Origin of the sequence: Actinoplanes sp. NPDC049681, from assembly GCF_044465265.1 — a bacterium.
Lineage (GTDB): Bacteria > Actinomycetota > Actinomycetes > Mycobacteriales > Micromonosporaceae > Actinoplanes.
Genome location: NZ_JBITLP010000006.1, coordinates 1 through 19,547, shown reverse-complemented (window position 1 = coordinate 19,547; position 19,547 = coordinate 1). Strand labels below are relative to the sequence as shown.

The following is a 19,547-nucleotide window of genomic DNA, read 5'->3' as shown; positions in this document are numbered from 1 at the left end:
CCCTCACGCATTGATCGCTCGCGGTCACTGTGAGCCTAATGAAACTCTCGGGGGCGCCCGCAATGGCTGAGCGCAGGCAAATCTCCCGGGAGACGCGGAGGCGAGGGAATGTCGCACAAACTGTCGGGTACTAGATCATCGTGACAACACCCGTAGCGGCCGTAGTGGGGCAACTCGCCCGCGATCTCGTCCTGACCGTCGATGCCGTGCCCGGCGCCGGGGAAGCCGGCGACGCCGCCGGCCGCCGGGAGCAGCTGGGCGGCAAGGGAGCCAACCAGGCGGTGGCGCTCGCCCAGCTCGGCGTCCGCCCCCGGCTCGTCGCCGTGGCGGGCGAGGACGTGATCGGCGACGTGCTGCTCGACCAGGCCCGCCGGGACGGCATCGACGTGACCGCCGTGGTACGCCGCCGCGACACCCTCACCGGGCTGATCGTGGAGCTGCTCGACACCGACGGGAAATGGCGGTACGTCCAGCACCTGCCCGAGGCCGTGCTGTTGACCGAACGTGACGTCGAGTCGGCGCGTGCGGTCATCGCCGATGCTGACGCCGTACTCGTGCAGTTGCAGCAGCCGGCCGCGGCCGCCCTGGCCGCCGCGCGGATCGGGCACGACGCGGGCCGGCTCGTGGTTCTCGACGGCGTGCCGGAGCAGCGCCGGGACGAGCTGCTCGCCGCGGCGGACGTGGTGCGGGCCGACGAGAAGGAGGCGCGACTGCTGTTCGACGGCGAACCGACGGTGGACAACGCGCGGCGCCTGCTGGACCAGGGCCCGCGGCTGCTGGCGCTCGGCGTCGAGGACGGCAACCTCTTCGTGTGGCGCGAGGGCGACCTGCGGCTGCCGCTCACCGACGAGAAGGTCGTCGACACCACCGGGGGAGGAGACGCCTTCACGGCGGCGCTGACAGCCTCCCTGCTGCGCGGCGAGGACGAGGCGACGGCGGCCCGGTGGGCGGTGGCCGCGTCCGGGGCGACCGTCGGGCATCCCAGCGGCCGGCCGGACCTGCGCACCGAGGATCTGGCGAAGCGGGTGGGGGAGCTGGCCGGTGAGTGACCTGGGACCGGCGGACCCGTGGACCGTACGCGAGACCGGTCTGTCCGGCGAGGAGCTGAGGACCTCCGCCCTGCGCCAGAGGGAGTCGGTGTTCGCCCTCGCCAACGGGCACGTCGGGCTGCGCGGCAACCTCGACGAGGGCACCCCGTGCGGAATGCCGGGCACCTACCTGAACTCGCTCTTCGAGGAGCGCGACCTCCAGTATCCCGAGGCCGGCTACGGCTTCCCGGAGCGCACCGAGACGATCGTCGACGCGCCCGACGGCAAGCTGATCTCGCTGACCGTCGACGACGAGCGGTTCGACATCCGCTCCGGCACGGTGCGGCGTCACGAGCGCTGCCTGGACCTGCGGGCCGGCACCCTGCGCCGCGACGTCGAGTGGGTCTCCCCGTCCGGGGCGGCGGTGCGGATCACCAGCGTCCGGGTCGTCTCGTTTCCGCAGCCCGCCGTCGCGGCCGTCCGATACGAGGTGGAGGCGCTGGAGCGCCCGGTGCGGATCCGGATCGACTCGGACCTGCTCGCCAACGAGGACCAGCCGGATCAGCGCGACGACCCACGGGCGTCGGCAGTGCTGCACGCGCCGCTGGAGTCGCTCTCGCACTCGCCGGACGTGCTGCTGCATTGCACGCGCCGCAGCGGTATCACAGTGGCGTCCGCCGTGGCCCACGTCGGTCCTCCCCTCACCGCGTCGTCTCTCACCACATCTTCGGAACCGAACCGGATCCGTGCCGTGGTCAGCACGACCCTCGAACCGGGCACGCCGCTGCGGCTCGACAAGTTTCTCGCCTATGCATGGGGCGTGCCGGGGCCTGTGGACAACGCGCCCGGGGTTTCGGCCTTTGTGGACAAGGCCCTCGGCGACCGCGACGAGGCCGTACGGTTGGGGTTCGACGAGCTGCTGGCGCGGCAGCGCGAATACCTCGACGAGTTCTGGGAGACCGCGGACGTCGAGCTGGACGGCGATCCGGAGGTGCAGCAGGGCGTCCGCTTCGGGCTCTTCCACGTGCTGCAGGCCGGCGCCCAGGCCGGGCCGCACCCCATCGCCGCGAAGGGGCTGACCGGCAACGGGTACGACGGCCACGTGCTCTGGGACACGGAAACCTTCGTGCTGCCCGTGCTGACGTACACGCATCCGGCCTGTGTGGGCCTGGCTCTGCGCTGGCGGCATGCGACGCTGGGCTTGGCCCGGGAACGCGCCCGGAAGCTGCGGTTGGCCGGCGCGGCGTACCCGTGGCGGACCATCGGCGGCAGCGAGTGCTCGGGATACTGGCCGGCCGGGACGGCGGCGCTGCACGTCAACGCGGACATCGCGGCGGCGGTGCTGCGCTACGTCGCCGCCAGCGGTGACGAGGAGTTCCTCCGCGAGGCGGGCCTGGAGATCCTGGTGGAGACCGCGCGGTTGTGGTGCCGGGTCACCCACGCCGACGACGAGGGCGTCGTCCACATCGCCGGGGTCACCGGGCCGGACGAGTATTCCGCGCTGGTCGACGACAACGTCTTCACCAACCTGATGGCCCAGCAGAACCTGCTCGGCGCCGCGGACGCCGCCGAGCGGCTGGGTGCTCCCGGCGTGACCGCCGAGGAGATCGGCGCGTGGCGGTCGGCGGCGCGGCGGCTCTTCGTCCCGTACGCGTCCCGCCGCGAGGTCCACGAGCAGCACCGCGACTTCACCCGGTTGCAGGAGTGGGACTTCGACGAGACCAAGGACGACGACTACCCGCTGATGCTCAACTTCCCGTACCTCGAGCTGTACCGCCGCCAGGTGGTGAAGCAGGCGGACCTGGTGCTGGCCATGATGCTGCGCGGCGACGCCTTCAGCCTGGAGGAGAAGCGGCGCAATTTCGTGTACTACGAGGCCCGTACCGTGCGGGACTCGTCGCTGTCGGCGCCGGCGCAGGCCGTGCTGGCCGCGGAGACCGGCCACCTCGACCTGGCGTACGACTACGCCGCGGAGGCCGCCCTGCTGGACCTGCGCTCCGGCGGCGAGGCCAGCGGCGACGGCCTGCACATCGCGGCGTGCGCGGGCGCCTGGATCGCGCTGGTGAAGGGCTTCGGGGGGCTGCGCGATCACGGCGGCCGCCTGTCGTTCGCGCCGCGCCTGCCCGAGCGCGTGCCCCGGTTGAGCTTCTGCCTGCGGTGGCGGGAGAGCAGCGTACGGGTGACGGTCACGCGGGCCGACGTCACGTACGCGGTCACGGGCGCCGACCTGACGTTCGAGCACCACGGATCGGAACTGACCGTGGCGGCCGGCGAGCGGACCACGATCGCGCTGGAGCCGGTCGAGAGCCGGCCCGCGCCGCCGTCTCCGCGGGCGCCGGAACGCCGTACCTAATCGGGGGTTCCGGCGTCCTTGCGCTGCAACGCCCGAAGCCGGACCCGGGTGATCGCCCGGCCGGTCACCTCGACCACCTCGGCGGTGAACTCGGGTAGCGTGACGATCTCGCCCGGCCCGGTCGGGATGTGGCCGAGCGCGGCCAGCACCATGCCGGCGACCGTGGTGTAGTCGCCCTCGTCCGGTACGTCGCCGTCGAAGCCGATGTCGGGCAGGTCGTGGATGGGGAAGGAGCCCGGCATGAGCAGGGCGCCGTCCGGCTCCTTCACGACCGACTGCACGTCCCGGTCGGTCTCGTCGTAGATCTCGCCGACGATCTCCTCGACCAGGTCCTCCATCGTGATGATCCCGTCGATCGCCCCGCGCTCGTCCACGACCATGGCGAGCTGCTGCCGCTCGAGGCGCATCTGCCGCAGCGCGTCGGAGACCCGCAGCGTCTCGGGCAGGAAGAGCCCGGGCCGCGCCACCGCATCGACCGGCCCGTCGGCGCCGATGAGGTCGCGCAGGTGGACCACCCCGATGACGTCGTCGAGCCCGGCCGGCCCCACCACCGGCGCCCGCGAGTGGCCGCCGGCGATCAGCTGCGCGAGGGCGTCGCGGCTGCGCAGCCCCGTGGTCAGGGAGAGGACGTCGCGGCGGGGCACGAGGATCTCCCGCAGGATCCGGTCGGCGATCTCGAACGCCCCGGAGATGATCGTGCGCTGCTCGGCGGAGAAGTCCTGCTGCGCGGCGACCATGTCGCGGATCTCCTCGGTGCTCACCTCCTCGCGCTGCGCCCGCGGGTCACCGCCGGCCAGGCGTACCACCAGGTCGGTCGCGGCGGAGAGCAGCCAGACCGCCGGGCGGGAGATCGTCGAGAGCAGGTCCAGCGGGCGGGCCACCAGCAGCGCCCACCCTTCCGTACGCTGCATCGCGATCCGCTTCGGCGCGAGCTCTCCGATGACCAGCGTGACGAAGGTCAGCACGATGGTGACGAGCACGATGGCGGTCGGCCGGGCGGCGGCGCCGAGGAATCCCAGCGGCTCGATGAGCGGTTCCGACAGCGACACGGCTGCGGCGGCGGACGCGAGGAAGCCGGCCAGCGTGATGCCGATCTGGATGGTGGCCAGGAACCGATTCGGATCCCGGGTCAGCCGGCCCAGCACCCGCCCGGCGCGCGAAGTGCGCTCCAGCTTGTGCACCTGGCTGTCGCGCAACGAGACCAACGCCATCTCACTGCCGGAGAAGGCCGCATTCACCAGTACGAGCACCAGCACGAGCACGATCTGCCCGCCCATGCCATCCAGCTCCTCGGCGTAGGGATCACGAGACCCACACGCTAGCGACAGACCGTCACCGTCGTGCGGCGCCGGGCGGGAAAGTCGGTTTTTTCGGGTACGCGGAACTCAGCTCACTTCTTCGGCCCAGACACGCCAGTCGTCGAGCACGCCGTAGAGAGCCGGGGTCAACCAGCCCGGGGCCGAACGCCGGAAGACGCCCGGATCCATCTGGCCCGCGCCGTCCGGGAGCGCGCCGACCAGGTGCGGCACCAACTCCGTGAGGTTCGCCCAGTGGACCAGCTCGGGCTCGGCCGGCCACGCACCGAGCACCACCTTGGCCGGTACGCCACGGCGGTCGAGCGCCTCGAGGGTCAGCGCGGTGTGGTTGAGGGTGCCGAGCCCGGCCCGCGCCACGACGATCGTCTGCCCGCCCAGCGTGGTCGCCAGGTCGGCCACGGTCCACGGCTCGCCGGACGGCCGGACCCCCATCGGCACGAGCAGCCCGCCCGCGCCCTCGACCAGCACGAGGTCGTGCCGTTCCGCCTCGGCGCGGACGGCGTCGACCACCTCGTAGAGCTCGAGCGGTGCCATCCCGGCGACCCGGGCGGCGGCCAGGGGCGCGAGCGGCTCCGGATACGACGCCAGCGTGCGGCACGTGTGCGGCGCGGCGAGGTGGGTGATCCGGTCGATGTCGGTCGGGCTGCCGTCGGCGGTGCCGGTCTGCCCCGGCTTGATCACCGCCACCCGGAGCCCGGCGGCCTGCGCGGCGGCGGCGACCGCCGAGGTGACGATCGTCTTGCCGACGTCGGTGTCCGTGCCGGTGATCAGCACGATGCCACGCCACTCGCCGGACTCGGCCGGTCGGGCCGCGGTGCGAGCCGCCGGGGCAGGCGGCTCCGTGCCGGGCACCGGCACGGTGAGCGGGGGGATGTCGGCGTCGGCGGGGTCGGCGGGCCCGACGCCGGGCGACACCGGCGCCTCGGGAATCAGCCCCGGCGGGCCGAGCGGCGCCGGCGACAGCGGAACGCCGGGCGCCGGTGAGACCGGGGCCTCCGGGACCGGCGACACCGACCCGGCTGCCCCGTGCGGCTGGGCCGGCGTCCCGGGGGGCGGGGGCGGGTCGATCCGGTCGCCGGTCGTCAAGGTGCGCACTCCACGATCACATCCAAAGCGCGGTCGAACTCCTCCGCCGAGATGCCGGCGTTCAGTGTCAGGCGAAGCCGGGACGAGCCGTCCGGGGTGGACGGTGGCCGGAAACACCCCACGGCGATGTCCCGGTCGCGGCAGTCCGACGCCCACGCCAGCGCCGCCTCCGGGCCCGGGGCGAACACGGACAGCACCCCGGCCGCCGGTGCGGACATCTCGAAGCCGGCCGCGCGGAGCCGGTCCACCGTCCGGGCGGCGCGCCGCTTCAGCAGGGCGCGGCGGTCGTCCGCCCGCCGGGTGATCCGCAGCGCGGCGTGCACCCCCGCCACGACGGCCGGCGGCAGGGCCGTGTCGTAGATGAACGTGCGCCCGGTGTCGATCAGGTGCCGGATCAGGGGCTCGGGGCCCGCGACGACGCCGCCCGCGCCGCCCAGGGACTTCGACAATGTCGCCGTCACCACGACGTCCGGGGCGCCGGCGAGGCCCGCTGCCGCCACGCCGCCCGCGCCCGCCGGGCCGAGCAGGCCGAGCGCGTGCGCGTCGTCGACGAGCATCAGGGCGCCGTGGGCGGAGGTCACCGCGTGCAGCGCGGCCAGGGGAGCGAGATCGCCGTCGACCGAGAAGACGGATTCGGTGATGTACACCACGTCGCGGCCGGGGTGGGCGGCGAGGATCTCCGCGAGCGCCGCCGGGTCGGCGTGCGGGGCGACCACCACGTCCGCTCCCGAGGACCGGCAGCCGTCGATCAATGAGGCGTGGTTGTAGCGATCCGAGACCAGCAGCGTGCCGGGGCCGGCGAGGGCGCGCACGGCACCGAGGTTGGCCAGGAAGCCCGAGGAGTAGACCAGCGCCTGCGGGAAGCCGAGCCACTCCGCCAGGTCCGCCTCCAGCGCGGCGTGTGCCTCCGTCGAGCCGCGGACGAGCCGCGAACCGGTGGCGCCCAGCCCGTACTCCCGCAGTGCCCCGACCGCGGCACGCACGACCTCGGGGTGGACGGCCAGGCCCAGATAGTCGTTGCCGGCCAGGTCCACCACGGCGTCGCCGGCCGCGCGGGGTCGCAGCGTGCGGGTCAGCCCGGCCTTCGCCCGCGCGCGGGCCTGGCGCTCCAGCGCCTCCTGCCAGCCCGTCACCCGCACCTCGCTCTTCCCCCGAAGATCCGATACCCCCGAAGATCCGATACCCCCGAAGATCCGATACCCCCGAAGATCCGATACCCCCGAAGATCCGATACCCCCGCAGTTCCTACCGTCCGCCGGGCAAACTATCACTCACCACCGACGGTCCCGCGGCCCGGAACGGCCTTGTAGGGTACGGGCATGCCAGAGATCCTCGACCGGGCGCGCGCCCGGGTGCTGACTGACGGTGTCGGGCTCGACGAGGCGGGGATCCTCGACGTCCTTCGCCTGCCCGACGAGGACCTGCCGGAGCTGTTGCAGCTCGCCCACGACGTGCGGATGGCGTGGTGCGGCCCGGAGGTCGAGGTCGAGGGCATCGTGTCGCTGAAGACCGGCGGCTGCCCGGAGGACTGCCACTTCTGCTCGCAGTCGGGCCTGTTCACCTCGCCCGTGCGGTCCGTCTGGCTCGACATCCCCTCCCTGGTCGAGGCCGCCAAGCAGACCGCCGCGACGGGCGCCACCGAGTTCTGCATCGTGGCGGCGGTGCGCGGGCCCGACCAGCGGCTGATGGCGCAGATGCGCGAGGGCGTCGCGGCGATCAAGGCGGCGGTCGACATCCAGGTCGCGGCCAGCCTCGGCATGCTCACCCAGGAGCAGGTCGACGAGCTGGTCGAGATGGGCGTGCACCGCTACAACCACAACCTCGAGACCTGCCGCTCCTACTTCCCCAACGTGGTGACCACCCACTCGTGGGAGGAGCGCTGGGGCACGCTGAAGATGGTCCGCGACTCCGGCATGGAGGTCTGCTGCGGCGGCATCCTCGGCCTGGGCGAGACGATCGAGCAGCGCGCCGAGTTCGCCGCGCAACTGGCCGAGCTCGACCCGCACGAGGTGCCGCTCAACTTCCTCAACCCTCGTCCGGGCACGCCGCTGGGCGACCGCCCGGTCGTCGAGGGCAAGGACGCGCTGCGCGCGATCGCGGCGTTCCGCCTGGCGATGCCGAGGACCATTCTTCGGTACGCGGGCGGCCGCGAGATCACCCTGGGCGACCTGGGTACGAAGGAAGGCCTGCTCGGCGGCATCAACGCGGTGATCGTGGGCAACTACCTGACCACCCTCGGCCGCCCCGCCACGGCCGACCTCGAGCTGCTCCAGGAGCTCAAGATGCCGGTGAAGGCGCTCTCGGCGACCCTGTGACGATGTACTGCGACCGGTGCGGCGAGCTGGCCGCGGAGGGCGGACACCAGGCGTGCGTGGCCGCGCGGCAGCTCGAGCCGCCGCGCTACTGCCCGGACTGCCGCCGCCGGATGAAGGTGCAGGTGGTCCCCACGGGCTGGACCGCCAGCTGCGTGGAACACGGTGTCCGCCACTCGTGAACCGCTCCGCGGCGCCCTCGTGACGCTGCGGACGGCGGTGGAGGACGACGTCGACGCGCTGGTCGCCGTGCGCGGGACGCCGGAGGTCATGGCCCGCTGGCGCGGTGACGACCTGGCTGCCGAGGTCCGCGAGTCGATCGCCGATCCGGAGCTGCACTACTACGCGATCCTCCGGGGGGACCGGATCGTCGGCGCGATCCAGTGGGCGGCGGAGGAGGAGCCGGACTACCGGCATGCCAGCATCGACATCTTCGTCGACCCGTCGGTGCACGGCCGCGGCGTCGGCACGGACGCGGTCCGCACCCTGGCCGCACATCTCGTCGACGACGAGGGATTTCACCGGTTGGTGATCGATCCGGCGGCCGACAACGAGCCGGCGATCCGCTGCTACGCGAAGGTCGGCTTCAAACCCGTCGGGATCATGCGCCAGTACGAGCGCGGCGCCGACGGAACCTGGCACGACGGCCTGCTGATGGACCTGCTGGCCGCGGAACTCGCGCGCTGACCCATCGGCGACGGTGGGCCCGCCAGGACCCACCGCCGCCGCTCTCACCCGTCACCCGGAGGTGGCAGGAGTCTCCGTCGTCGCGACCTGCCGGCTGCGGATCGGCAGGGTCAGGCTCAGCAGCCCGCCGTCGCGCTCACCCGGCCCGGTCACCCCGAGGCGGCGGAGCGTCCGCAACATCGCGACGTTGTCGGCGCCGACGTGCGCCACGACGGCCTCGAGGTCGGCGCGATCCGCCCACGCGCTCAGCCGCCGCAGCAGGGCGGTGCCGATGCCCCGGCGCTGCCACTCGTGGTCGACCAGCAGTGATGCCTCGCCGAGGTCACCTTCGGTGCGCAAGGAGGCCATGGCCACGACCCGCTCCCCGGCCGTGGCGAGCAGGGTCACCCCGGTCCCCGGCTCGACCAGGCGGCGCAGCCGGGACTCCGAGGGGCTGTCGGCGTGCAGGCGGCGCACACCCTCGAGGTCGTCTCCGGCCGCCTCCCGGACGAGCAGCTCCGAGCCGTCCGGCAGGAGCAGGGTGACCTGATCGGCGCCCCGTCGCAGGGCCGCGCTGCTCACCTCGACCAGCGCCTGCGCCCGCGCGTATTCCGCCGGGGTGAACGCGGGCGCCGGGCGCATCACCTCGTACGTGCCGCCGGCCGGGTCGATCAGCGTCATGTGCTGCTCGTCGTAGCCGTGCAGGACCACCGTGCCGGCCGGGCGCCAGCGCACCTCGGCGGCGTCCAGCAGGGCGACCAACGCCTCGCCCAGCGCGTCGGGGTCGTGCACCAACCGGCCGGCCAGCGCCAGCGCCCGGGTGGGTTGATCGGCCAGTCCCTGCGCCTCGGCACGGGTGACGAACGCCTCCCGGCCGCGACCGCGTGCGATCGCCGTCAGGAGCTCGAACTCCGACATGGTGTCCGGGGCGTCGACGAGGAAGTCGTCGACGGCGCCGCCCTCGGTCGTGTGCACCTGGACGGCCAGGATGTTGACCGAGCGCAGGGCGAGGCTCGCGGTGAGCACCGACAGGTAGCCCGGGCGGTCGTCGACCGTCGCCCGGATCCGCCACAGCGCCATGGGCCGGCACTCCCTTGCAGAGTGGAGTCGTCTGTACCGAACCTAAGCGTCTCTCGCAGGTGTTACCCGGACATTGCCTGAGCTGGGAAAACTATGAGGGTTCGATCACACCCGAGGCCACCGGCGGCACACCGGCGCGGTCGAGCCGGTCGCCGAGGATCACCGCGGCGGCCCGGACGAGCTGGGCGATCCGGTCGACCTCGGTCACGTGGAACGCGGCGGCGGGCAGCTCGTCGTCGTCCGCGCGGGCCACGACCAGCACCAGCCCGGCGCGGCCGAAGGGTGCCACGGCGTAGCGGGTGCCGTCGGGGCCGGTCATCGGGCGCGCGCGCAGCGGGGTGACCTCCGGCAGGCGCAGCGGGTCGGGGGCGCGCCAGCTCGCGTACGCCACCGACGGCTCGCCACCGGCGGTCAGGCGCAGCGACGGCTCGTCGGCCGGCAGCGGGCGGGGCGCGGCGGAGCGGGCGGCCCAGTCGGGCGGCACCACCGCGGCGGCGGCCCAGTCGGCGGCGAGCAGCCCCGGCACGGCGTCGACGAGCGTCGCGAGCCCGTCCGCCGGATTGGCGGCGACCTGCGCCAGCAGCTCGGCGTCGTGACCGCCCGACACCGGCGCCCCGATCGCCTTCCACACGCCGTCGACCTGGACGCCAGGGATAGCGGCGAGGCCGGCGAGGAGCCGCTCGACGCGGGACGCGCCCGGCCACACGACGGTGAAGTCGTCCACGGCCCGGCCACTGAGCCGCTCCAGCACCACGACCTGGACGATGTCGGCACCGGCGACGCCGAGTGTGCGCGCCACCTGGCCCAGGGCGCCCGGGCGGTCCGGCAGGGTGACCCGTACCCGCAGCAACATGCAACTCCTCCCGTCGGATGGGACGGCACGGCGGTGCCGTCCCGCTGGCGCCAGCCTGCCGGAGCGGCGTTTCACACCCGTTGCGCCGCCGTGTCCCGGTCGTCAAGGCGCGCCGAAATGCCCTGAATCACTCTCAGGGTAGGACGGGTCACGCGGACGCGCGACGGACCAGATGGGTGTCGAGCAGAACGTGGGAATTCCCGACCGGCTCCCGCCGGATGAGGCTGACCAGGAGTTCGGCCATGCGCCGGCCCATCTCCTCGACCGGCTGGTGGACCGTGGTCAGCGGTGGCTCGCATTGCCGGGCGACGGGTGCGTCCTCGAAGCCGATCAGGGCCACGTCCTGCGGCACCCGCAGGCCGGCGTCGCGCAGCGCGCGCAGCGCCCCGCTCGCCATCAGGTCGGACGCGGCGAACACCGCATCGACGTCGGGGTCGCGGGCCAGCACGGCGCGCATGGCGGCCGCCCCGCCCTCCTCGCTGAAGTCGCCGTACGCGACCACCTCGGCACCGCGCACCGCGGCACGGTAACCGGCCAGCCGGGCGCGCCCCACCTCCATGTCCTGCGGCCCGGCGACCGTCGCGACGCGGCGGGCGCCGTTGGCGATCAGATACTCCACCGCCTGGCGGGCGCCGGACGCGTTGTCGACGTCGACGAAGAAGTCCTCGGGATGCGGATGGGAGGGCCGGCCGCCGAGCACGAACGGCATCCCCCGCTGGCGCAGCATCCCGGGCAACGGGTCCTCGTCGTGCAGGGAGAGCAGCAGGACGCCGTCGACGTGCTGGTCGGTCAGGTGGGTCTCGACGCGTTCCCGCTGCTGGGCGGAGGCGGCCATGGCGAGCCACAGCTGCAGCGGCGTCTCCAGCAGGGCGGCGTTGATCCCGCGCAGCACCCCGGCGAAGAACGGCTCGCCGAAGATCCGCTCCTGCGATTCGGAGACGACCAGCGCGACCGAGTCCGTGCGCTGCGTGACCAGGGAGCGGGCGGCGCGGTTGGGAACGTAGCCGAGCTCGAGGATCGCCGCCTCCACGGCCGCCTTCGCCTGCGGGCTGACCTGGGAGGACCCGTTGAGGACGCGGGATGCCGTGCCCCGGCCCACCCCGGCGCGCGCCGCGACGGCGTCGAGCGTGGGGCGACCCGGGGATCGGACGGGCTGCCTGGTCATGGGCGCATTTTCTCCTGCCGTACGGTTTAGGGTTGCGGCATGATCTGCCGCGCCTGCCGCGAGCGACGGCACGAGGACTGCAGGGGCGGGTCCTGGTGTGACTGCCAGCACCGGCCCGTCGAGCCCACGCCGCCCGTGACCGGCCCGGCCTCGCCATGATCCTCGATGAGCTGCTCGAGCGCTACCCGCGAGGAGTGGAACCGGCACTGCGGGTCAACTTCATCGCCAGCGTGGACGGGGCGGTGACGCTCGACGGCAAGTCCGGCCCGCTGGGCGGCCCGGGCGACAAACAGATCTTCGACCTGCTCCGGATGACCTGCGACGCCCTGGTGGTCGCTGCGGGCACGGTACGCACCGAGCAGTACGACGCGCTGCGCCTCGACCGGACGGGCCGCGTGTGGCGCCGGGACCAGGGGCTCCCCGAGTTCCCGCTCATGGTGATCGTCTCGAGCTCGCTCGACCTCGACCCGGCACAGTTGGTCTTCTCCGACGCGCCCGTCCGTCCGCTCGTCGTGACGCACGCCGGGCCGACGCCACCGCCCGGCCTGGCGGACGTCGCGGAAATCCTCCGCCTGGGTGACGACGAGGTGGATCTGGCCGCGATGGTCGACGAGCTGCACCGGCGCGGCGCGACGCAGGTGCTGTGCGAGGGCGGCCCGCGTCTCTTCGGCGCCCTGATCGCCGCCGACCTGGTCGACGAGGTCTGCCTGACCGTCTCGCCGCTGCTCGCGGGCGGCAGCGCGGGCCGGATCGCCGCCGGCCCGCCGGGTCCGCCCCGGCGCATGGCACTGCGCAGCATCCTGGCCGAGGACGACATGCTCTTCCTCCGGTACGCACGCAGAAGCTAGAAGTTGTGGACAAGCCTGTGGACGACCCCTAGAAGTTGTGGACAACGCGTGCCAACCGACGCGGCGTCCGACAACTGTCGTACCTCTGGTGCAACATGATCGGCGTGTCAGAAGAAGCAGTCGAAGCAAGCGAACCGGTCGGGCGCGTTCTCGGCACCGCCGATGCCACCCCGTTGCAGTTCTGGACGGCGGTGACGCCGGGCAGCTACCTGCAGCTCGACGACGTGGTCGTGACCAGCCGGGACCTGCCCGACCGCGAGCCGGTGAAGATCGCCGGGGTGGTCACCCAGGTCCGTGCGCGGCACGAGGGCGCGCAGTTCGACTCCGACGTGTTCGCCATCGCCGAGGGCACCCTGCCCGCGCTGGTGCAGGAGGCGGCCGAGGTCACCACCACCCGGGTCGACCCCGAGCTCTACGTGCCGCCGGCCCCCGGCGCGGTCGTGCACCGGGCCTCCGGCTCGGCCCGCGACGCGGCGCTGCACTTCGACCGGATGGAGCGCCGGGTCCCCATGGGCACCGGCCGCGACGGCGTCCCGGTCTTCCTCAACGCCGACTTCCTCGACGGCACCCGCGGCGCCCACGTGTCGATCTCCGGGATCTCGGGCGTGGCGACCAAGACGAGCTTCGCGACGTTCCTGCTCTTCTCGGTGTTCCGCTCGGGCGCGCTGGGCGCCGACGGCACCAACGCGCGAGCGCTGATCTTCAACGTCAAGGGCGAGGACCTGCTCTTCCTCGACCACGAGAACACCAAGCTCGACGACTCGACCATGGCCGGCTACAAGCTGCTCGGGCTGCCGGCGTCGGCGTTCCCGGACGTGCGGGTCTACGCGCCACCCCGCGCCGGCGACTCCTCCGGTGCTCCGGACGTGAACAGCCGGCTCACCGGGGTGGACAGCTTCTACTGGACGCTCGAGGAGTTCTGCGCCGGCCGCCTCCTGCCGTACGTGTTCGCCGACGCCGACGACGAGCGCCAGCAATACACGATGGTCGTGCACTCGGTCACCGCGCACCTGCACCGGCACGCCGTCGCGGCCGAGGGGGGCATCAGCATCGACGGGCGCCGCCTGGGGTCGTACGGCGACCTCGTCGACCACATCGTCGACCAGCTCACCGACGACGAGACCCGATCCACCTGGGCGGGCAGCGCGGTCAACATGGGCACGGTCAACGCCTTCGCCCGGCGCCTCATCGGCAGCAAGCGCGACCTGTCCCGGCTGATCCGCGGCGACCTCGCGGCCCGCCGCCCGCACCAGATCAAGACCGCGGAGAGCGCCCAGGTCACGGTCGTCGACCTGCACAACCTGCCCGACCGGGCGCAGCGCTTCGTGGTCGGCGTGACGCTCAAGACCGAGTTCGACGACAAGGAGAAGTCCGGCACCGGCCGGCCGCTGCTCTTCGTGGTCCTCGACGAGCTCAACAAGTACGCCCCGCGCGAGGGCTCGTCGCCGATCAAGGAGGTGCTGCTCGACATCGCCGAGCGCGGCCGCTCCCTCGGCGTGATCCTCATCGGCGCGCAGCAGACGGCCAGCGAGGTCGAGCGCCGCATCGTGACCAACTCGGCGATCCGGGTCGTCGGCCGCCTCGACCCGGCCGAGGCCTCCCGCCCGGAGTACGGCTTCCTGCCCCCGGCCATGCGCCAGCGCGCCCTGCTGGCCCGGCCGGGCACGATGTTCGTCAACCAGCCCGACATCCCGGTGCCGCTCTGCGTGGAGTTCCCGTTCCCGGCCTGGGCCACCCGCAAGTCGGAGTCCGGGCCGCCGCCGATCGGCACCCAGCGCTCGATCGTGCAGGGCGCCGACCCGTTCGCGGTAGTCGGCGGACGCGGCGGTTCGCCGGACGACGACATTCCGTTCTAGGGTCATCCGATGCGCATCCTGCACACCTCCGACTGGCATGTCGGAAAAGTCCTCAAGGGACGCAACCGGCACGAGGAGCACATCCGCGTGCTCTCCGACGTCGTCGAGGTCGCGCGTGAGGAGCGGCCGGACCTGGTGATCGTGGCCGGCGACCTCTACGACACGGCTGCGCCCTCGCCGGACTCCACCCGGGTGGTGACCCGGGCGCTGTCGGCGCTGCGCCAGACCGGTGCCCGGGTGGTGGCCATCGGCGGCAACCACGACAACGGGCAGGCGCTGGATGCGCTGCGGCCCTGGGCCGACGCGGCCGGCATCGAGCTGCGCGGCTCGGTCCGCGACAAACCGGACGACCTCATCCTCCGGGGCGAGACGGCGAACGGGGAGCGCTGGCAGCTGGCGGCGCTGCCGTTCCTGTCCCAGCGCTACGCGATCCGGGCCGTGGAGATGTACGAGCTGACCGCCGCCGAGGCCACCCAGACGTACGCCGACCATGTCGCCCGCCTGATCGCCCGCCTCGCCGAGGGCTTCGACGAGCCGGGCGTGGTCAACCTGCTCACCGCCCACCTGACCGTGGTCGGCGCCAGCACGGGCGGCGGCGAGCGCGAGGCGCACACGGTGATGGGATACGCGGTGCCGGCCACCGTCTTCCCGCCGAATGCGCACTACGTCGCCCTGGGCCACCTGCACCGGGCACAGCGGGTCATCGGTCCGTGCCCGGTGCGTTACAGCGGGAGCCCCCTCGCGGTGGACTTCGGCGAGGAGGAAAACGTCTGCTCGGTCGCCATCGTCGACGTCTCCACCGACAAGGCGGCTCAGGTGCGCGACGTGCCGCTGGCCTCGGCGCGCACGCTGCGTACGGTCCGGGGCAGCCTCGATCAGCTCGCCACGGTGAACCTTCCGGACGCGTGGCTGCGTGTTTACGTCCGTGAGACGCCGCGGGTGGGGCTGCGCGAGGACGTGCAGGACCTGCTGCCCAACGCGCTCGAGGTGCGCATCGACCCCGACATGGTGCCCGACAAGGCGGGCGAACGCATGGCGCAGCGCGCGGGCCGTTCGCCGCGCGAGCTCTTCGGCGACTACCTGGACAGCCGCGGCAACGCCGAGGAAGGCGTCCGCGAACTCTTCGACGAGCTGTATGACGAGGTGAGCACCCCGCAATGAGGCCTTTGCGGCTCGACATGGCCGGGTTCACGGTGTTCCGCGACGAGACCACCGTGGACTTCACCGACGCCGACTACTTCGCCCTGGTCGGCCCGACCGGCTCCGGCAAGTCCACCGTGCTCGACGGCATCTGCTTCGCCCTGTACGGCACCGTGCCCCGGTGGGGCGGCACCCGGGGTATCGGCAACGCGCTGGCCCCGTCGGCGACCGAGGCCCGGGTGCGGCTGGTCTTCGAGTCGGCCGGCTCGCGCTACGTCGCGACCCGGGTGGTGCGCCGCGACGGCCGGGGCAACGTCAAGACCGCCGGCGCGGGGCTGCAGCTCATGCCACCGGGCTTCGACGTCACCCGGCTCGACACCGGGATGAGCCTGGACGACCTGGGCGATGTGCTCGCGGGCACCCCGGCCGAGATGGACCGCGCGATCGTGGAGGCGGTCGGGCTCCCGTACGAGCAGTTCACCAGCTGTGTCGTGCTCCCGCAGGGCCAGTTCGCCGACTTCCTGCACGCCAAGCCCGCGACCCGCCAGCAGATCCTGGTGAACCTGCTCGGCCTGCACGTGTACGAGGAGGTGCAGACCCGCGCCGCCAACCGGGCGACCAAGGCCGAGGCCCAGCTGGCGGTCGTCGACCAGGCGCTGGCCGGGCTCGCCGACGCCGACGACGAGGCGGTCGACGCGGCCGCCGCCAGGCTCGCCGCGATGCGCGACCTGACGACCGCGGTCGAGGAGGCCATGCCGCGGCTGCGCGCCGTACGCGAAAGGGAGACCGAGCTGGCAGCCGCGCGCGACGCCATCGCCGGGGAGCTCGCGGCACTGGCCCGGGTCGAGGCACCGGCCGGCAGCGTGCGGGTGGCCGAGGCCGCGGCCACCGCGCAGGCCGCGCTCACCGAGGCGGCCGCCGGCGTGCGCGCCGCCGAGGAGCACGAAGAAAAGGTACGCGGTGAGCTGGCCGCCGCCGGTGACGCGGGCTCGCTCGGGCTGCTGCTGGACCGGCACGTCGAGTGCGACCGGCTGACCAGCCAGGCGGAGTGGTTCGCGGGCGAGGTATCGGTCGCCGAGGTGGAGTACAAGGACGCCGTCACCGCCGCGGAGCTGGCCCGGTCCGCGCAGCTCGGCGCCGAACAGCTCCTCGAGCAGGCCCGGCTCGACTACGCGGAGGCGCAGACCCTCGATCGGGCCGCGGCGCTGCGCGCGCACCTGACCGCCGGGCACGAGTGCCCGGTCTGCGAGCAGAAGGTGACCACGGTGCCGCCCATGCCAGAGGGCTCGGCGGTGCAGGCCGCCGAACGCCAGGGCAAGGCAGCCCGGGCCGCTGCCGATGTGGCAACGACGGCGTGGAAGCAGCGCGACGCCGTCGCCCGGGAGCTGGAACGCGGCCTGGACCGCAAGCGTGCGCAGTTCGAGCAGCACAAGGCCCGGCTCGCCGAGGTCAAGGCGGGCCTCGCCGACTCGCCCGGCGTCGAGGCGCTGCGCACCCGGCTGGCCGAGCTGACCCGGCTGCAGCGCAAGCTCGACGAGGCCGGTGCCGCGGTGCGCACCGCCCGCGAGGCGCAGCGCAAGGCTCAGGGCGCGGTCGCCGCGGCCGAGGAGCAACAGCGCGCGGCGTGGCGGGCGTTCGACGCCGTCCGTGACGCCGTCGCCCGGTTCGCGCCCCCGCCGGCCGACCGGGACGACCTCGCCGGCGCCTGGTCCGCCCTGGTGGAGTGGGCCCAGCAGTCGGCGCGCCGCCGCCAGGCCGACCGCGACGAGGCAACGGTCGCGGTCGAGGCCGCCCACGCGGAGACCCAGCGCACCCGCGCCGCCGTCGCCGGCCTCTTCACCGACCGTGGTCTGCCCGCCCCGGCGGGAGCCGCCGACGCCGACCTGATCCGCGCGGCGGCCGTCGCGGCCGAGCGGGCCCAGGCGGCATGGCAGCGCCTCTCCGACCGCCGAGAGGAAGCCCGCGCCTACGCCGAGCAACGAGCCGCCCTGGTGCGCGACGGCCGGGTGGCCAAGTCCCTCGCCGGCCACCTGCGCGCCAACAACTTCGAGCGCTGGCTGCTCGAGGAGGCGCTGGACCTGCTGGTCGACGGCGCCTCCCGGATCCTGCGCGAGCTCACCGGTGGCCAGTACGACCTGATCCACGACAAGGGCGAGTTCTTCGTCATCGACCACCACGACGCCGGCCTGCGCCGGGCCGTCCGCACGCTGTCGGGCGGCGAGACGTTCCAGGCCTCACTGGCCCTGGCGCTGGCGCTGTCGGAGCAGCTGGCCGGGATGTCGACCACCGCCGCGAGCCTGGAGTCGATCGTGCTGGACGAGGGCTTCGGCACGCTCGACGCGGCAACGCTGGACGTGGTCGCCGCGACCCTCGAGAACCTCGCGGCCCGGGGCGACCGGATGGTCGGCGTCGTCACGCACGTGCACGCCCTGGCCGAGCGGGTGCCGGTGCGGTTCGAGGTGCACAAGGACGCGCGTACGGCGCACGTGGAGAGGGTCGGCCTGTGACGCGGATGTACGTCGACGCGTGGGACCCGGCGTACGGGGCGTCGTTCGAAGGCGGCGACTCGGACGGCCCGGCCTCACCGAGCAGCGCCCAGGTGGACACGGACGTCGAGGTGCCCGCGGCGCAGTGGGCGCCGATCGACGTGTCGGCCCGGGTGCGCTGCCCCGACGTGGTCTACCTGGTCGACGGCGTACGCCGCAACGACGCCGGCCTGTGGACCGCGGAGGAGGACGGCCAGTCGTACGCGGGGCTCGCCGCCTCGTACGCGGCCGGAGTCGTCCGGTGCGACCTGCGCCGGGGAGTGGCCGAGCTGGCCGGCGCGCGCGTCGGCCGGGGCCTGTTCACCGCCAGCCCGTCGGCCGGGGACGTGCAGGCCGGCTCGGTGCGCTACGAGGTCCACCGGGTCAGCGGCACCGGCGAGGCCAGCAAGCTCCCGGCCGCAGTCCAGGGTCCGCTGACCGCCCTCGAGATCGAGATCTCCGGCGAGGCCCGCACCCACGGCACGGACGGCGCCGACCTGCTCGTCGTCGACGGCCCGCTGCGGAACCGCCGCCAGCTGCCGCGCACGATCGGCTACGTGAAGACCCAGCAGAAGCAGTACCTGCCGGCCCAGCTCACCCAGGTGGTGACCGCGCTGCGGCCGGGCCAGCGAACGCCGGTCTTCGCCCTCGGCACGGTCTGGGGCGGCTGGTCCTGGTACCTGCGCCTGCCGGGAGCCTCGGGAGCGCCGTGGTCGGGGATCGTCCGGGTGGAGTGCTCGCCCGATCTGACCCCGGATCAGGCGATCGAGCTCGCCGAGCTGTCGGGGGCGACGCTGCCACGGTTCGCGTCGTCGGCGTACAAGGATCCCCGGGCGCCGCAGAACCTGGTGCCGATCGCCGGGCTGGAGCGGCGGTTGCGGGGGATGCTCGGGGATTCGCGGGTGCTGCATCGCGCGCTGACACTCGCCACCGCCCGCACCCGCTGACGGCCGCGCTCCCGCGCCCGCAGGGGCGGCGGGCGGCTCGGTTGCCTGTGCTGGGTGATGGGCCGCGCTCCGGCGCCCGCGGCGTCGGGGTCCGTGCTGGGTGGTGGGCCGCGCTTTTGGTGTCCGCGGGTGGGGTCCGTGCTGGGTGGTGGGCCGCGCTTTTGGTGTCCGCGGGGTGGGGGTCCCGTGCTGGGTGGTGGGCCGCGCTTTTGGTGTCCGCGGGTGGGGTCCGTGCTGGGTGGTGGGCCGCGCTTTTGGTGTCCGCGGGGTGGGGGTCCCGTGCTGGGTGGTGGGCCGCGCTTTCGGTGTCCGCGGGTGGGGTCCGTGCTGGGTGGTGGGCCGCGCTTTTGGTGTCCGCGGGGTGGGGGTCCC

Annotated in this window: 16 protein-coding genes; 10 read left to right on the top strand and 6 right to left on the bottom strand. The window is 73.5% G+C overall.

The genetic code is table 11. The features are described 5' to 3' along the window. Window positions 1-140: 140 nt before the first annotated feature. Both ACIBO8_RS21820 and ACIBO8_RS21815 read left to right on the top strand, forming a co-directional pair. Window positions 141-1,049 (top strand): PfkB family carbohydrate kinase, encoded by a 909-nt coding sequence (locus tag ACIBO8_RS21820; protein WP_396117128.1) that lies wholly within the window; start codon window positions 141-143, stop codon window positions 1,047-1,049. Then, complete coding sequence (locus ACIBO8_RS21815) at window positions 1,042-3,381, top strand: glycoside hydrolase family 65 protein (RefSeq protein WP_396117127.1); 2,340 nt, start codon at window positions 1,042-1,044, stop codon at window positions 3,379-3,381. The genes ACIBO8_RS21820 and ACIBO8_RS21815 overlap by 8 nt, the downstream gene beginning before the upstream one ends. Here the strand turns inward: ACIBO8_RS21815 and ACIBO8_RS21810 are convergent. The 3 genes from ACIBO8_RS21810 to ACIBO8_RS21800 all read right to left on the bottom strand — a co-directional run bounded on the left by ACIBO8_RS21810 (window position 3,378) and on the right by ACIBO8_RS21800 (window position 6,916). After that, entirely contained in the window at window positions 3,378-4,658 is a 1,281-nt protein-coding gene (locus ACIBO8_RS21810; protein ID WP_396117126.1) for a hemolysin family protein, read from the bottom strand. The two genes, ACIBO8_RS21815 and ACIBO8_RS21810, sit on opposite strands and share 4 nt — an antisense overlap. 108 nt (window positions 4,659-4,766) lie before the next feature. Then, window positions 4,767-5,474 (bottom strand): dethiobiotin synthase, encoded by a 708-nt coding sequence (gene bioD / locus ACIBO8_RS21805; protein WP_396117722.1) that lies wholly within the window; start codon window positions 5,472-5,474, stop codon window positions 4,767-4,769. A 305-nt stretch (window positions 5,475-5,779) separates the two neighbouring features. Further along, a complete protein-coding gene (locus ACIBO8_RS21800) occupies window positions 5,780-6,916 on the bottom strand; it encodes an 8-amino-7-oxononanoate synthase (protein WP_396117125.1) in 1,137 nt (378 codons plus the stop codon). Window positions 6,917-7,102: 186 nt separating this feature from the next. On the opposite strand from ACIBO8_RS21800, the gene bioB reads away from it, so the two are divergent. The 3 genes from bioB to ACIBO8_RS21785 are packed head-to-tail and all read left to right on the top strand — an operon-like array spanning window position 7,103 to window position 8,782. Beyond that, on the top strand, window positions 7,103-8,098 hold the full coding sequence (gene bioB / locus ACIBO8_RS21795; protein ID WP_396117124.1) for a biotin synthase BioB: 996 nt from the start codon (window positions 7,103-7,105) through the stop codon (window positions 8,096-8,098). 2 nt (window positions 8,099-8,100) lie between these two features. After that, complete coding sequence (locus ACIBO8_RS21790; RefSeq protein WP_396117123.1) at window positions 8,101-8,277, top strand: hypothetical protein; 177 nt, start codon at window positions 8,101-8,103, stop codon at window positions 8,275-8,277. Next, the gene (locus tag ACIBO8_RS21785) at window positions 8,261-8,782 is read left to right on the top strand and encodes a GNAT family N-acetyltransferase (RefSeq protein ID WP_396117122.1); all 522 of its coding nucleotides are present in this window, start codon (window positions 8,261-8,263) and stop codon (window positions 8,780-8,782) included. The genes ACIBO8_RS21790 and ACIBO8_RS21785 overlap by 17 nt, the downstream gene beginning before the upstream one ends. Before the next feature lie 51 nt (window positions 8,783-8,833). On the opposite strand, the gene ACIBO8_RS21780 is transcribed toward ACIBO8_RS21785, so the two are convergent. The 3 genes from ACIBO8_RS21780 to ACIBO8_RS21770 all read right to left on the bottom strand — a co-directional run bounded on the left by ACIBO8_RS21780 (window position 8,834) and on the right by ACIBO8_RS21770 (window position 11,859). Continuing rightward, on the bottom strand, window positions 8,834-9,841 hold the full coding sequence (locus ACIBO8_RS21780; protein ID WP_396117121.1) for a GNAT family N-acetyltransferase: 1,008 nt from the start codon (window positions 9,839-9,841) through the stop codon (window positions 8,834-8,836). 91 nt (window positions 9,842-9,932) lie between these two features. After that, complete coding sequence (locus tag ACIBO8_RS21775) at window positions 9,933-10,694, bottom strand: amino acid-binding protein (RefSeq protein WP_396117120.1); 762 nt, start codon at window positions 10,692-10,694, stop codon at window positions 9,933-9,935. Window positions 10,695-10,842: 148 nt separating this feature from the next. Continuing rightward, window positions 10,843-11,859: a LacI family DNA-binding transcriptional regulator gene (locus tag ACIBO8_RS21770; protein WP_396117119.1), complete on the bottom strand. Its 1,017-nt coding sequence runs from the start codon at window positions 11,857-11,859 to the stop codon at window positions 10,843-10,845. A gap of 155 nt (window positions 11,860-12,014) precedes the next feature. Between ACIBO8_RS21770 and ACIBO8_RS21765 the strand changes: the two genes are divergently transcribed. The 5 genes from ACIBO8_RS21765 (at window position 12,015) to ACIBO8_RS21745 (ending at window position 19,175) form a co-directional block, all read left to right on the top strand. Further along, complete coding sequence (locus ACIBO8_RS21765) at window positions 12,015-12,707, top strand: pyrimidine reductase family protein (protein WP_396117118.1); 693 nt, start codon at window positions 12,015-12,017, stop codon at window positions 12,705-12,707. Between the two features lie 95 nt (window positions 12,708-12,802). Further along, window positions 12,803-14,563: an ATP-binding protein gene (locus tag ACIBO8_RS21760; RefSeq protein WP_396117117.1), complete on the top strand. Its 1,761-nt coding sequence runs from the start codon at window positions 12,803-12,805 to the stop codon at window positions 14,561-14,563. Window positions 14,564-14,572: 9 nt separating this feature from the next. Further along, window positions 14,573-15,724 carry an exonuclease SbcCD subunit D gene (locus ACIBO8_RS21755; RefSeq protein WP_396117116.1) on the top strand — a complete coding sequence of 384 codons (1,152 nt, stop codon included), beginning with the start codon at window positions 14,573-14,575 and terminating at the stop codon, window positions 15,722-15,724. After that, the gene (locus ACIBO8_RS21750) at window positions 15,721-18,210 is read left to right on the top strand and encodes an AAA family ATPase (protein WP_396117115.1); all 2,490 of its coding nucleotides are present in this window, start codon (window positions 15,721-15,723) and stop codon (window positions 18,208-18,210) included. The genes ACIBO8_RS21755 and ACIBO8_RS21750 overlap by 4 nt, the downstream gene beginning before the upstream one ends. Before the next feature lie 5 nt (window positions 18,211-18,215). Continuing rightward, window positions 18,216-19,175 carry a hypothetical protein gene (locus ACIBO8_RS21745; protein ID WP_396117721.1) on the top strand — a complete coding sequence of 320 codons (960 nt, stop codon included), beginning with the start codon at window positions 18,216-18,218 and terminating at the stop codon, window positions 19,173-19,175. Window positions 19,176-19,547 lie beyond the last annotated feature (372 nt).